The 13,970-nt window shown below is 71.8% G+C and carries 12 protein-coding genes; 6 read left to right on the forward strand and 6 right to left on the reverse strand.

Going from position 1 to position 13,970, the window contains the following annotated elements:
- Positions 1 to 4 precede the first annotated feature (4 nt).
- The 3 genes from coxB to M4960_RS03735 all read right to left on the reverse strand — a co-directional run bounded on the left by coxB (position 5) and on the right by M4960_RS03735 (position 3,033).
- The gene (coxB, locus tag M4960_RS03725) at positions 5 to 907 is read right to left on the reverse strand and encodes a cytochrome c oxidase subunit II (protein WP_111085770.1); all 903 of its coding nucleotides are present in this window, start codon (positions 905 to 907) and stop codon (positions 5 to 7) included.
- Positions 908 to 1,175: 268 nt separating this feature from the next.
- Entirely contained in the window at positions 1,176 to 1,547 is a 372-nt protein-coding gene (locus M4960_RS03730; RefSeq protein WP_111085771.1) for an iron-sulfur cluster assembly accessory protein, read from the reverse strand.
- A gap of 58 nt (positions 1,548 to 1,605) precedes the next feature.
- The gene (locus M4960_RS03735; protein ID WP_248703478.1) at positions 1,606 to 3,033 is read right to left on the reverse strand and encodes a dipeptidase; all 1,428 of its coding nucleotides are present in this window, start codon (positions 3,031 to 3,033) and stop codon (positions 1,606 to 1,608) included.
- A 53-nt stretch (positions 3,034 to 3,086) separates the two neighbouring features.
- Between M4960_RS03735 and M4960_RS03740 the strand changes: the two genes are divergently transcribed.
- Entirely contained in the window at positions 3,087 to 3,662 is a 576-nt protein-coding gene (locus tag M4960_RS03740; RefSeq protein WP_235035956.1) for a DUF3043 domain-containing protein, read from the forward strand.
- Positions 3,663 to 4,099: 437 nt separating this feature from the next.
- Here the strand turns inward: M4960_RS03740 and M4960_RS03745 are convergent, their stop codons facing one another.
- Genes M4960_RS03745 through hisD form a run of 3 tightly spaced genes read right to left on the reverse strand, consistent with a single transcriptional unit; the run spans position 4,100 to position 7,054 of the window.
- On the reverse strand, positions 4,100 to 5,176 hold the full coding sequence (locus M4960_RS03745) for a quinone-dependent dihydroorotate dehydrogenase (protein ID WP_194672496.1): 1,077 nt from the start codon (positions 5,174 to 5,176) through the stop codon (positions 4,100 to 4,102).
- Positions 5,173 to 5,733, reverse strand: coding sequence for a transcriptional regulator NrdR (nrdR, locus tag M4960_RS03750; protein WP_131846241.1), 561 nt, complete (start codon positions 5,731 to 5,733; stop codon positions 5,173 to 5,175). Before nrdR ends, M4960_RS03745 begins: the two co-directional genes overlap by 4 nt.
- A gap of 13 nt (positions 5,734 to 5,746) precedes the next feature.
- Entirely contained in the window at positions 5,747 to 7,054 is a 1,308-nt protein-coding gene (hisD, locus tag M4960_RS03755) for a histidinol dehydrogenase (RefSeq protein ID WP_248703479.1), read from the reverse strand.
- Between the two features lie 52 nt (positions 7,055 to 7,106).
- Between hisD and M4960_RS03760 the strand changes: the two genes are divergently transcribed.
- The 5 genes from M4960_RS03760 to M4960_RS19595 all read left to right on the forward strand — a co-directional run bounded on the left by M4960_RS03760 (position 7,107) and on the right by M4960_RS19595 (position 13,969).
- The gene (locus M4960_RS03760) at positions 7,107 to 8,519 is read left to right on the forward strand and encodes a hypothetical protein (protein ID WP_248703480.1); all 1,413 of its coding nucleotides are present in this window, start codon (positions 7,107 to 7,109) and stop codon (positions 8,517 to 8,519) included.
- Positions 8,516 to 9,988 carry a glycosyltransferase family 2 protein gene (locus M4960_RS03765; protein WP_248703481.1) on the forward strand — a complete coding sequence of 491 codons (1,473 nt, stop codon included), beginning with the start codon at positions 8,516 to 8,518 and terminating at the stop codon, positions 9,986 to 9,988. Before M4960_RS03760 ends, M4960_RS03765 begins: the two co-directional genes overlap by 4 nt.
- Positions 9,988 to 12,618 (forward strand): glycosyltransferase, encoded by a 2,631-nt coding sequence (locus M4960_RS03770; RefSeq protein ID WP_248703482.1) that lies wholly within the window; start codon positions 9,988 to 9,990, stop codon positions 12,616 to 12,618. Before M4960_RS03765 ends, M4960_RS03770 begins: the two co-directional genes overlap by 1 nt.
- Before the next feature lie 101 nt (positions 12,619 to 12,719).
- Complete coding sequence (locus tag M4960_RS03775) at positions 12,720 to 12,875, forward strand: hypothetical protein (RefSeq protein ID WP_165918845.1); 156 nt, start codon at positions 12,720 to 12,722, stop codon at positions 12,873 to 12,875.
- 41 nt (positions 12,876 to 12,916) lie between these two features.
- Complete coding sequence (locus tag M4960_RS19595; protein ID WP_248703483.1) at positions 12,917 to 13,969, forward strand: glycosyltransferase; 1,053 nt, start codon at positions 12,917 to 12,919, stop codon at positions 13,967 to 13,969.
- Position 13,970 lies beyond the last annotated feature (1 nt).

Here is a 13,970-nt window from a genome sequence, read left to right on the forward strand (position 1 = left end):
GCCCCTACTTGTTCTCGCTGGACGCCTCGACCGGCGCCTTGTTGTTCGGTTCGTTCGTGTTGGTGTTGTACTCGTCGCCGAGGAGCCCGACCTTGCCCTGGTCCTTCAGGGTGTCGAGGTAGTCCTGGTACTGCGCCGGCGTGACGACCTTCACCTGGAAGAGCATCAGCGAGTGGTACTCACCGCAGAGCTCCGCGCACTTGCCCTGGTACGTCCCGAGCTTCTCCGGGATGAAGTACTCCCAGTTCGTCTTGCCGGGGAGCATGTCCTTCTTGTACAGGAAGTCGATGATCCAGAAGGAGTGGTCGACGTCGCGCGAGGAGAGCTCGATCGCGACCTTCTTGCCCTGCGGCAGGTAGAGGGTCGGCAGCTGCGACTCGTCGATGGCGCCCTTGGCGTTCTCTTCTTCCTGGGCCTGGATGCCCTGGTAGTAGACGCTGTCCTCGGGGTTGTCCTTGTTGATGTAGTTGAAGTCCCACGCCCAGCGCTTGCCGTACACGTGCACGGTGGCGTCGGGGTCGTCGAACGGCTTCTCGATCGCTGCCTGGTCCTTCGCGGTGAAGGCGAAGAAGCCCAGCACGAGGATGAGCGGCACGATCGTGTAGAAGATCTCGAGCGGCATGTTGTAGCGCATCTGCACGGGCAGGCCGGTCTGGCCCTTCCGGCGGCGGTACACGATGGCGGCCCAGATGATCAGGCCCCAGACGATGAGACCGACGGCGAGGAGCACCACCCAGCTGGTGGTCCACAGGCCGACGATGCGGCTCGTGTGGTTGGTGACGTCCTTCGTCTCCTCCGTGCCGGGGAGCCATCCGTTCATCTGCTGCTGCGTGCAGCCAGCCAGTGCGATGACCAGACCGACGGCCACCGGGACGGCCGCCCAACGTATACGGCGATTCGAACGCACTGTTACCTCTCGCAAAAGACGTGAGCCCGGAGCCGAACCCGCCGAGCCGCACGAAGGCGACACTTGGCTGGCTCCCAGCTTGATTGGAACACTCCTAGCTTACTCGCAGCTCGGTACCGCTCGCGCACACCCGACACGCTCATCGCCGCGATCCGCACTCCTGACCGGCCGTTTTCCCCGGTCACACTGCGACCGCATCCCCCGACGAACGCGAGCGGGGAGCGACCGTGTCGGTCGCTCCCCGCTCGCGTGTCGGATCGGCTGGTGATCAGTGGAAGCTGTCACCGCACGCGCAGCTGCCCTGCGCGTTCGGGTTGTCGATCGTGAAGCCCTGCTTCTGGATGGTGTCCTCGAAGTCGATCGTCGCGCCGTCGAGGTACGGGACGCTCATCTTGTCGACGACGACCTCGACCCCGTCGAACTCGGCGGTGACGTCACCGTCGAGCAGGCGCTCGTCGAAGTACAGCTGGTAGATCAGACCCGAGCAGCCGCCGGGCTGGACGGCGAGGCGCAGGCGCAGGTCGTCGCGGCCCTCCTGCTCGAGGAGACTCGCCACCTTGCCGGCCGCGGCGTCGCTCAGGAGGACGCCGTGCGAGGCCGCCTCGGTCACCGGTGCGTCGGTGGTGATGGTGTCGCTCATCGCGCGTCTCCCTCCGGGCGGTGCGGTTCACCGCGCCTGGCGTCGATTGTAAGCACCGTCAGCTGCGCGTCGCGAGCCTGGCGAGCAGGATCGCCTCGGACGCGATGGCCCGGTGCAGGACGCCGAGGTGCTGCGACTCGTTCGGGCTGTGGGCGCGGGTGTCCGGGTCCTCCACCCCGGTGACCAGGATCTGGGCCTCCGGGAACTCCGCGGCGAGGTCCGAGACGAACGGGATCGAGCCGCCGATGCCCTGTTCGACCGCCTCGGCACCCCAGCCCTCGCGCATGGCCGTGCGGGCCTCCTGGACGGCCCAGCCGGCCGTGTCGACGAGGAAGCCGTCGCCGCTGTCCGGCTCGGAGATCTCCATGCGGGCACCGAAGGGCACGTGTGCCCGCAGGTGCCGTTCGACGGCCGCGTACGCCTCCGTGGCGGGCTGGCCGGGTGCGACCCGGACCGAGACGCGGGCGGAGACGGTCGGGAGCAGCGTGTTGGAGGCGTTCGCGACGCTCGGCACGTCCATGCCGGTCACGGTGATCGACGGCTGGAACCACATGCGCGACAGGACCTCACCGGTGCCGATCGGTCGGACGCCCTCGACCAGGGCCGCGTCGACGGCGAGCTCGTCGTCGGTCCGTGCCGGGACGTCGGCCTCGTACGAGGTGAGCCCGTCGACGGCGACCGAACCGGCGTCGTCGTGCAGCGACGCGAGCAGCTTGACCATCGGGATCATGGCGTCCGGCGCCGCTCCCCCGAACATCCCGCTGTGACTGGCGTGCTCGAGGGTCGTCAGGGTGAGCTTGAAGGTGACGTTGCCGCGGAGCGAGACCGTGATCGACGGCACGTCCACCGACCAGTTGTCGCTGTCGGCGACCACGATGACGTCGGCGGCCAGGCGCTCCTTCTGGTCGGCGAGGAAGGTGCGGAACGACCGGGAGCCGAACTCCTCCTCGCCCTCGACGAACAGGACGACACCGAGGTCGAGGTCGTCGCCGAACTGCCCGTGGATCGCCCGGAGCGACGCGATGTGGGTCATCACGCCGGCCTTGTCGTCCGAGGCGCCGCGACCGTACAGCCGGTCACCGCGGAGGGTCGGCTCGAACGGCGGCGTCTCCCAGAGGGCGTCGTCGCCCTGCGGCTGCACGTCGTGGTGGGCGTAGAGCATGACGGTCGGCTTGCCGTTCCGGGCCGGGCGGACGGCGAGCACCGCGGGCTGGCCGAGCTCGAGCGGCTCGTCGTCGCTGATCGCTGAACGGATGATCTCGACCTGGTCCTCGGCGAAGACCCCGGTGCTCAGCGCCAGGTCCGCCACGGCACGCGCGCTCGCGAGCACGTGCGACTCGTCGAACGCCGACCACGACACCGACGGGATCCGCACCAGCGCGGACAGATCGGCGATCGTCGTGGGCAGTGCACCCTGCACCTGTTCGCGCAGGGCGTCGAGGAGAGCGGGGTCGGTCGCGGAGCTGGGCTGTGCGGTGTCGGTCATGCCCGGTAATCTAGAGGACGATCCCGCACGCACAACGCCGTTAGGAACGCACCGTGGCGAAGGCAGCCCCCAAGACCAACACGACCGTGAACCCCACCGAGGAAGAACTCCTCGAGCAGGGCAAGGGCCGCCCGACGCCGTCCCGCCGTGAGCGCGAGGCAGCGAACCGCCGCCCCCTCGTCGGCAACACGCCGGTCGACAAGAAGGCCGCCCGCGCGCGTCTCAACTCCGACCGCGAGCGCGCCCGCGTCGGCATGGCCAACGGCGAGGAGCGCTACCTGCCGGCGAAGGACCGCGGTGAGCAGCGTCGCTTCGTCCGCAACTGGATCGACGCGCGCTGGAACGTCGGCGAGATCATGATGCCGGTGCTCGTGCTGTTCCTGATCGTCGGGTTCGCCGCCTCGCAGACCGCGATCGCCTCGTACTCGCTCCTGCTCGTGTGGGCGTTCGTGGCCCTGTTCGTGATCGACTGCGTGGTCCTCTGGCTGTCGATGCGTCGCAAGCTCACCACCAAGTTCGGCGAGATGCAGCGCGGCACGTTCCTCTACATCCTGACGCGGGCGTGGCAGCTGCGGTTCCTGCGCCTGCCGAAGCCCCAGGTCAAGCGGGGGCAGTACCCCGCCCTCTGACCCCAGCGTCGCTGTCCCGAAGCGCCGTCCGGCCTCGCCGGGCGGCGCTTCGTCGTCTGGCGTGCGAGGGGCGGTCGGCGAGGTTCCACGACTCGCCGCGTGCGCGTCGCCGAGGTTCCACAGACGGCCCGCCCGCGCGCCCAGGTTCCGAAATCTCGGACACTCAGCGGCCGGGGCCGGGCGTGGCCACGCACCGGCGGACGGGAGGCCCGTGACGGGATCGCACCGGGCCTCCCGTCCCAGGGGTGGCCGGCGAGGTTCCACGACTCGCCGCGTGCGCGTCGCCGAGGTTCCACGACTCGCCGCGTGCACGCCGCCGAGGTTCCACAGACGGCCGCTGAGAGCCGCGAGATGCCGAGATTTCGGAACCTGGAGGGCGCCGGGAACGCCGGGCGGACGGGCGCGCGGGCGGGACACGCGCCCGCCCGCGCCCGCGCTCAGCGCGCGGCGCGGCGCAGCCGCTTGCGACGCAAGCGGTTGATGCGCGTGGCCCAGCTCGGCCCCTCGTAGAGGAACGCCGTGTAGCCCTGCACCAGGGTGGCCCCGGCGTCGATGCGGTCCTGCACGTCCTGCTCGGTCGTCACCCCGCCGACGGCGATGACGCAGAACTCGGCGGGCACCGCGGCACGGACGCGACGCAGCACCTCGAGCGAACGCGCGGCGAGGGGAGCACCGGAGAGTCCCCCGGCACCCATTGCCTCGACGTCGGCCGGGTCCGCGGTGAGTCCCTCACGGGAGATCGTCGTGTTGTTCGCGATGATGCCCGACAGCCCGAGCGACACCGCGAGGCCGGCGATGGCATCGACCTGCTCGTCGGTCAGGTCCGGCGCGATCTTCACCAGCACGGGCGTGTCTCCGGCGGCATCGCGGACGGCGGACAGCAGCGGTCGGAGCTGGTCGAGTTCCTGCAGGCCGCGCAGGCCGGGCGTGTTCGGGGAGCTGACGTTGACCGCCAGGTAGTCGGCGAACGGCGCGAGGCGACGTGTCGACTCGAGGTAGTCGTCGATGGCGTCCTCGACGGCGACGACCCGGCTCTTGCCGATGTTCACGCCGATGACCGGGCGACCCGGGTTGCGTCGGGCGCGCTCGAGCCGGCGGGCAGCAGCACCGGCGCCGTGGTTGTTGAAGCCCATCCGGTTGATGAGGGCGCGGTCCTCGATGAGACGGAACAGGCGCGGACGCTCGTTGCCGGGCTGGGGCTTCGCCGTGATCGTGCCGACCTCGACGTGACCGAAGCCGAGCAGGCCGAGGCCGCCGATGCCGCGGGCGTCCTTGTCGAACCCGGCGGCGAGGCCGAAGCGCGACGGGAAGTGGATGCCCATCGTCGTGATGCCGTCAGCAGCTGCCGGGCGGGAGTACCGCTCGACCAGACCGCCGACGAACGGCACGTGGGGCAGCGCCTTGATGACGGCGAACGCCAGGTGGTGGGCCCGCTCGGGGTCCATCTTGGCGAAGACCGACCGGAAGACGACGGCGTACCCGGACCGGACCAGGCCTTCCGCGACGCCGCTCACGCGCCGGCACCCGCCGGCGAGCTGGCGGCGCCCGACGACGATCCGGCGGCACCCGCCGGCGATCCGGCACCCGCGATCCCCGCGCTCGCAACCCCGGTAGCCGCAGCACCGCGGTGGTCACGGCGCAGCTGGCTGATGGCGTCCTCGAAGTCCTCGAGCGAGTCGAAGGCCTGGTAGACGCTGGCGAACCGCAGGTACGCGACCTCGTCCAGCTCACGGAGCGGCGCGAGGATCGCGAGGCCGATGTCGTTCGCGTCGATCTGGCTCGAGCCGGACGACCGCACGGTCTCCTCGACGCGCTGCGCGAGCACGGCCAGGTCGCCGTCGGTGACCGGGCGCCCCTGGCAGGCCTTGCGCACGCCGGAGACGATCTTGTCGCGGCTGAACGGTTCGGTGACGCCGTTGCGCTTGACGACGTTGAGCGACGCGGTCTCGGTGGTCGAGAAGCGTCGTCCGCAGTTCGGGCACTGTCGACGGCGGCGTATGGAGGTTCCGTCGTCGCTCGTCCGTGAGTCGACGACGCGGGAGTCCGGGTGGCGGCAGAAAGGGCAGAACATGTCGTCGCCCAGGCTATCGGTTCGTACGCTCCGTCACGGCGGCGCCGTGCGCGGGGAGCTGCTCCTCGGTCGACAGCGCGACGATGTGCGCGGCGACCTCGTCGAGCGCCGACGCCGAGTACCGGATGACCTGCTGCGGCCGCAGGAACGTCGACGCGGACAGCCCGGAACCGAAGCGCGCCTGGCCGCCTGTGGGCAGCACGTGGTTCGACCCGGCCAAGTAGTCCCCCAGGCTGACGGGCGTGCTCGGCCCGACGAACACCGCTCCGGCGGCGTCGATGTCGGCGAGCACCGCGTCGTCGTCGGCCGTCTGGATCTCGAGGTGCTCCGGCCCGTACGCGTTGCTCACGGTCGCGGCGTCGGCGAGCGAGTCCACCAGCACGATCGCGGACTGCGGTCCGTCCAGGGCGGTCTGGAGGCGCGCAGCCGTCCCGAGCACCGCCGTGCGTTCCGGGATGGCGGCTTCGACCGCATCGGCGAACGTCGCCGACGTCGTCACCAGCACACTGCCGGCCTGCTCGTCGTGCTCGGCCTGACTGATGAGGTCGGCGGCGACGAACCCGGGGTCGGCGGTCTCGTCGGCGATCACGAGGATCTCGGTCGCACCGGCCTCGGAGTCGATGCCGACGACACCTCGCACCAGGCGCTTCGCCGCGGCCACGTAGTTGTTGCCAGGACCGGTGACCAGGTCGACGGGCTCGAGGTCGATCGCGGGGACGCCGTACGCCAGCGCGCCGATCGCCCCGGCACCGCCCATCGCGTAGACCTCGTCGATGCCGAGCAGTCCGGCCGCGGCCAGGATCGTCGGGTGGACCGCACCGCCGTGGTCGCGCTGCGGCGGGGACACGAGTGCGATCGACCGGACCCCGGCGACCTGGGCGGGCACGACGTTCATGACGACGCTCGACGGGTAGACGGCCTTGCCGCCGGGCACGTAGAGGCCGACGCGGCGCATCGGCTGCCAGCGCTGGTGCACCTCGGCGCCGTCGGCGAGCGTGGTGACGGAGCCGGCCGGCACCTGTGCGGCGCTGGCGGCTCGGACGCGGCGGATGGCTTCGTCGAGCGCTTCCCGCAGTTCGGGGGTCAGCCCGGCGACGGCTGCCGCGATCTCGGCGACCGGCACCCGGACGTTCGCCGGGGCGCCGCCGTCGAAGCGTTCGGCCTGGTCGTGCAGTGCGTCCGCTCCGCGGTGTCGGACGTCCTCGACCAGCTCGCGGGCGGCGTCGACCGCGTGCGAGACGTCACCCACGGCGCGCGGCATGAGTCGGAGGAGTTCGGCACGGGCGGGCAGGCCGCCACGGAGGTCGATTCGCAGCATCATCAGGGGACAAGCCTACCGAGGTGCTCCCCCACGCCCAGTAACGTGAGGGTCGATGAACTTCGAGAAGGCACGGCGCCTGGTCAGCGACCTCGTCCGGGTGAACGAGCGGTACGCGCGGGACGGCCACTACCGCAACGACGTCCGCGAACGACTCGGTCGCACGGTGTCCCGCGTGGACGTCGGCGTGGCCCGGCGCGAGCGTGACCGCGCACCACTGGCTGCCCGACCGTTCGAGGGGCTGGTCGAGACGAGCCTCGCCCTGGCGGGCATCCGGACGGTCGACCGGGAGCCCGAGGTCGTGCTCGTCGTCGACGAGCTCCGCGAGGGCGCGGCGTTCGCCGGGGTGCAGACGGCGCTGGCCGTCGCGATCGCGGTCGGCGCACGCCTGGGCCGGTCGGTCCGGGTCGTCATGGTCCGCTGGACCACGCCCGGCAACAGTGCGGCCGCGGCCGAGGCGCTCGTGGCGGACCGGTTCCCGGAGTCGCGGGTCGACGGCCGCCCGGGGGTCCGCGTGGTCCGACGCGAGGACGTCCTGGACACCGAGTTCGGCCGCGACGACGTCTGGATCGCCACGCACTGGAAGACCGCGCACCCGATCGACGTCGCCGTGACCGCCGGGGTCGTCCCGCGCGACCGGGTGGTGTACCTGGTGCAGGACTACGAGCCCGGCTTCAGCCCGTGGTCGACCGAGTACGCCGTCGCCGCCTCGACCTACCGCGCCGGCTTCCGGGTGCTCGTCAACTCGGAGCCCCTGCGGAAGTACCTGGCCGACGTCGAGGACCTGGACGTGCCGGCGGAGCGGACCTTCGCACCGCACCTGGACGTGGAGCTGCTCGAACGCGTCGCCACGGCCCGACGGCACGAGGACGTCGTCCGGGTGCTGTTCTACGGCCGCCCGAGCAAGCACCGCAACCTGTTCCGGCTCGGTGTCGCCGCCCTGCGCGTCGCGGTGCAGGAGCTCGCGGCCGACGGGATCCGGGTGGAGTTCCACTCGGCCGGCGAGCAGCACGGCGACGTCGAGCTCGACGGCGGCTCGGGCGACGTCAAGCTCGTGAGCCACGGCACGATGCCCTGGGACGACTACTTCCGCTTCATCGCCTCGACCAACGTCGTGCTCTCGCTGCAGCACAGTCCGCACCCGAGCCACCCGCCGTTCGACGGTGCGATCTCCGGCGCCCGCGTGGTCACGAACGAGTTCCGCGGCACCCGTGCGCACCTGCACCCCAACCTGACGGCCGTGCCCGCCGACGCCCGGTCGCTCGGCCTGGCCGTCGCCGACGCCGTCCGCCGCGCCGCGGCCGAGGGCCCCACCGGCTTCGCCCCGCTCGCCGAGCACGCGCTCGGCGGTCCGCTCGACGCGGCCGTCGACGCACTCGCGAACGCGCTCGAGCACGACAGTCGCGACAGTCGCGACAGTCGCGACAGCCACGACGACCAGCACGACCACGAGGAGTCCGCCCGATGACCCGCACCACCCTCGTCGTCGTCCCCGTCTACGGAGACCTCGAGTCCCTGCTGCGCTGCGTGGACGGACTCGTCGAGCACCTCGACACGTCCGTGCACCGGGTGCTGCTCGTCAACGACTGCGGCCCCGACGCCGACGCGATCGAACGCGCCCTGCTCGAGCGGATCGACGGTCGGCCGGGGTTCCGGTACGAGCGCAACGACCGCAACCTCGGGTTCGTCGGCACGTGCAACCGCGCCGTCCTCGAGCTCGACCGCGGCACCGGCACCGGCGACACCGGCACCGGCACCACAGGCGAGGCCGTCCTGCTGCTCAACAGCGACGCCGTGCCCACCGCGGGCTTCCTGGACGCCATGCTCGACGTGCTCGACGAGGACCGCACCGGCGTCGTCACGGCGCGGAGCGACAACGCCACGATCGCGAGCATCCCCTACCGCCTGACCAACCGGGGTGCAGCACGCACCGAGGAGCGCACGCGGGCCGTCTGGGGAGCGATCGCCCCGCTCCTGCCGATCTCGCAGGTCCTGCCCGTCGCGATGGGCTTCTGCTTCCTCACCCGCCGCGAGCTGATCACCGAGCACGGGTTGTTCGACGACGCCTTCGCCCCCGGGTACGGCGAGGAGAACGACTACTGCCTGCGCCTCGCCGAGCACGGCTGGACGTCGCGGATCGCCAACCGCGCGCTGGTCCTGCACGCCGGCGGCAAGAGCTTCTCGGGCAACCGCAACGCCCTCCGCGCTGCGCACCAGCGCGAACTCGAGCGCCGGTACCCGTTCCTGCCGGACGCCGTCGCCGCCTACCAGCGGCACGGCTCGACGGCGACGGAGCGCTTCGCCGACCCCCTGGTCCCCGCGGGTCCCCCGCCCCGCCTCGCCGTCGACCTGCGGCACGTCGAGGACGCCGGTGGCCTGGTCCGCGAGATCGACGCGGCCTTCGCGGACGGCTTCGACCTGGAGGCCCGGCTCACCCCCGGCGCGTCGGCCCCCGGCGGGTGGACGGTCACCTCCGACGCCCCGAACCCGGACGACCTCGTCACCGTCACGGTCCTCGTGGACCCCACACCCGCCGAGGTCGTCGCCGCCAACCGGCGGTCGCTCGAGCTCGTCGTCGTCCGGACCGAGCCGACCTCGACACCGTGGTCGTCACGAGCGCACCGGGCCGGAGCCGACCAGGTCGCCGCCCTGCTAGACCCGCACGTCGTCGCCACGACCCGCGGCGGACTCGTCGCGGCGCGCGAGCAGCTCGACCGTCGCCTGACCGCGCCGCTCGCGTCGCGCTCCGAGGCCCTCGAGGGCCGCTGGGCAGCGCTCCTCCCCCTCGACCTCACCGCCGCCGAGGTGGCGGCGGCGAACGCCTCCGACGAGGTCACCCGACTCCGCCGCGAGCTCGACGACCTGCGCGCGAGCCGCTCGTTCCGCACCGGCCAGGCGATCGCCAAGGTCGCCGCACGGCTGCCGGGTCGCCGCTGATGGCCGAGGCGAAGGGCCTCGGCCGCGTCGCGCGACGCCTGGCGCGCCCGTTCCGTGGCCCCGAGAAGCCGTTGACCGTCACGGACCGGCTCGACCGCTGGGCCCGGCGGATCGCCGAGTTCGGTGTACTCGACCGCGCGTACTTCGAGGCCCAGACCGGACGGACGTTCGACAGCGACGCCGACGCCATCGCGTTCTACGTGCACAACGACGGGCAGCGAGGACTCTCGCTGCACCCGCTCATCGAGCACGAGTGGATGCGCGAGCACCAGCCCGTCCCGGCGATGTCCTGGTACGACGCCCTGCACCAGGAGGGCCAGGAGCTCTTCCAGACCGGACCCCTCTTCGACGCTGGCGTGTACGCCGCCTCGGTGCCGGAAGCCGACCGCCCGGCGTCCACGCTCGATGCGCTCCGCGACTTCCTGCGGAACGCGACCGACGCGACCACGCTCCCCGTGCCTCCCGGCCGCCGTGGCCACGCACCGACCTGGGGCGCCGCACGCGACGCAGCCGTCTCCGCTGCCCGCGCCTTCGCCGACGCGCAGCACCGGACCCGGCGCCGCTACCGGGCCACGTGGGACGGGCCCGACGTCGCCGAGGCGCTCAGCCGGTACCCGCGCGGTGTCGCGCGACGCGACGCGGAGCAACCGCTCGTGTCGATCGTGATGCCCGTGTACCGGCGTGCCGACGTGGTCGGTGCGGCGATCGCCTCGGTGCGCGCGCAGCGGCACGCGAACTGGGAGCTCCTCGTCGTCGACGACGGGTCCGGTGACGAGACCGCCGAGGTCGTGCGTCGGATCGCCGCCGACGAGCCGCGCGTCCGTCTGGTCGAGCGGGAGAACGGCGGGGCGGGAGCTGCGCGCAACTCCGGACTCGCGGCGGTGCGCGGCGACTTCGTCGCGTTCCTCGACGCCGACAACACCTGGCGACCCGAGCACCTGTCCGCCGCACTCGCCGGGCTGCTCGAGACGGACGGCCCCGGCGTGCACACCGGCGTCCGGATGATCGGCGCGAACAACGCCGACGACTCCACCGTCCCCGCCGAGACGTACCGCGGCGAGGACGGCACGCTCGACGACCTGCTCGCCGGCAACTTCATCGACCTGAACGCGCTCGTCGTCCGTCGTGACGTCGCCGCTGCCGTCGGGCCGTTCGACGAGACCCTGCGCCGCTGGATCGACTGGGAGTGGCTGCTGCGCATCGGGAAGCGCTCCGGCGTGCCCGCGTACGTGCCCGTGATCGGCGTCGACTACGACAACGTCCGCGACCCGCGGCGGGTCTCCTCCGCACAGCCCGCGTCGTGGCAGGAGGTCGCGCTCGCCCGCCACCGCATCGACTGGGACGCCCTGGCCGAGGCAGCGCCGGCGCGCGACGCCGGACTCGTCTCCGTCGTCGTGCCGGTGTTCCGCGACTGGACGATGACCCGGCGTGCCGTGGACGCCGTGTTGCACGCCGCCGACCACGAGGGCGACCGGGTCGAGGTGGTCCTGGTCGACAACGGCTCACCGCGCTCGGTCTCGGCCGTGCTCGGTACCTGGTTCGGCGACGAGCCGCGGGTCCTGCTGCAGCGCGAGGACCGCAACCGGAACTTCGGGCTGGGCAGCGACCTCGGCCTGGCCCGATCCACCGGCGGCACCGTCGTCATGCTCAACAACGACACCGAGGTCACGACCGGGTGGCTGCGGCCGCTGGTCTCCGCGCTGGACGACCCGTCCGTGCTCGGCGCGCAACCGCTGCTCGTGTACCCGGACGGGATCGTGCAGGCAGCGGGCACGGTGTTCGGCGGGGACAAGGTGCTGCCCTGGCACTTCCTCGGCGACCACCCGCGGTACGACGCTTCGCGGGCGTTGGCGGGTGCCGGGACCGCACGGCTGGGTGCTGCCGGTGGTCGCCGCTTCTCGGCGATCACTGCTGCTGCCGCTGCGTTCCGGGCCGTCGACCTGATCCGCTGGCACGGGTTCGACCCGGTGTTCGCGAACGGGCTCGAGGACGTCGACCTGTGCCTGCGGGCCCTCGATGCCTCGCCGGACGGCTCGGCGTTCGCCGTGGTGCCGTCGTCGGTCGTCGTGCACCACGAGAGCCGCACCCCCGGTCGCGACGATGCCCGGGTCGACAACCGGCGGGTGTTCGACGAGCGCTGGCGTGGGCGGTACCCGGCAGCGGACGCTGGAGCACACTACGAGGCGGCCGGGCTGCGGTGGCTCGGGGTCGAGCCGGGGCTGCCGAAGGGGCACGCCGTGATGGTGCGGTCGTCGCGGCCGATCGTCGTCCGGGACTTCGCCGGCGCTGCTGGCGCTGCCGGCGGTTCCGGCGCTGCCGGTCTTCGGATCGCGGTGAAGCACGACGGGACCCGGGTGGCGGACGTCAGCGCGCTCGTGACGGCGCTCGAGGCGGTCGGTCACGCCGTGCAGGTCGACGTCCCGACGTCGTGGTACCGGGGGTCGAGCGGACTCGACGACGTCACGGTGCTGGTCAGCGGCGGCGCGGGATCGGACGTCTCGAGGTTCGTGCCGCAGCCGGGCGCGCGGAACGTCGTGTGGCTCGCGGCGGGGCAGGTCGTGGCCGACGGGGACTTCGCCGAGGTGGTGCCGGCCGGTGCCGGTGCCGATCAGGTCGTCCGGTTGCTCTGACCCGAGGCTTCGTCGCGTCCCAGGCGGATTCTTCGGGGTCGTTCACCGGCTTCCGAGGCGATCGCTCCCCGTTGTTCACCTTCGGCGCGCAGCATGGTCGCATGTCGCTCATCTCAGACGTCGTGCGGTCGACCTTCACGACCAAGTGCTCGGTGTGCGGTGCAGTCATCCTGAAGCGCGATGCGCTCGACCACGAGGGCCAGGCGTTCTGCTCGGTCCTGCACGAGGCCGAGTTCATCGTCGCCACGCTCGACTGACGCCACCCCGCTCTCCGGCCGAGTCCCCGTAGGATCGGTCGGTGCCCGATCGCCTCCTCGCGGTGTTCCCTGCCTACCGCGACAACCCGTACCTCAACCTCATGCTGCTGGCCCCGCGGGCACGCGGCTGGAACGTCCTCGAGAGCCTGCGTCTGGAGCAGCTCGAGCAGCACCTCGGCCGGCTCGGTACCGGCGACGTCTTCCACATGCACTGGACGTCCCCGATCGTGCAGCGACACGACGACGACCTCGACGAAGCGCAGGTGCGGCTCGATCGCTTCCGCGCCGCCGTCGACGCGGCGCGCACACGCGGAGCACGTCTCGTCTGGACAATCCACAACGTCCTCCCCCACGATGCACGGCACCTCGAGCTCGAACTCGACCTGAACCGCTACCTGGCCGGCGCCGCCGACGTCGTCCACGTGATGAACAGGGACACACCCACGGCCGTGTCCTCGTACTACGAGCTCGACCCGGAAAAGGTCGTGCATCTCCCGCACCCGAGCTACCAGGGCGTCTACCCGGACTCGGTGTCGCGCGAGGAAGCGCGCGCGTCGCTCGGACTCACGGACCGCGACCACGCCGTCCTCGCCTTCGGCCAGATGCGCCCGTACAAGGGCATCGACGTCCTGGTCGAAGCCGTGCGTCGGACGAAGCCGTCCGAGCGGCCAGTGCTCCTGCTGGCCGGCCGGACCACGTCCGACGACCGTGACGACATCGACCGGCTGCTCGGCGACGACGTGCGTGCAGTGCGCGAGCACGATCAGGTCGAGGACATCGACGTCCAGCGGTGGTTCCGAGCGGCAGACACTGCTGTGTTCCCCTACCGGCGGGTGCTCAACTCCGGGGTCCTGCACCTCGCCGCGTCGTTCGGCGTGCCGTCGGTCCTGCCGGACGAGCCGCACCTGCGTGCCGAGTTCGGCGACGAGGCGTGGGTCAGGTGGTTCGACGCCGGCGATGCCGTGGAGTCCTTGCGTGTGGGGTTGGCGGCGCCTGCCGCGGGTGCTGCCGATGCCGCGGAGTTCAGCCGGCGGCTGGCGCCGTTCGCATTATCGCGGCGGTACGCGGAGTTGCTCGACGCGGCGTCGCGCTGAC

This window comes from Curtobacterium sp. MWU13-2055 (genome assembly GCF_023242305.1).
In the GTDB taxonomy this organism is placed as follows: domain Bacteria; phylum Actinomycetota; class Actinomycetes; order Actinomycetales; family Microbacteriaceae; genus Curtobacterium.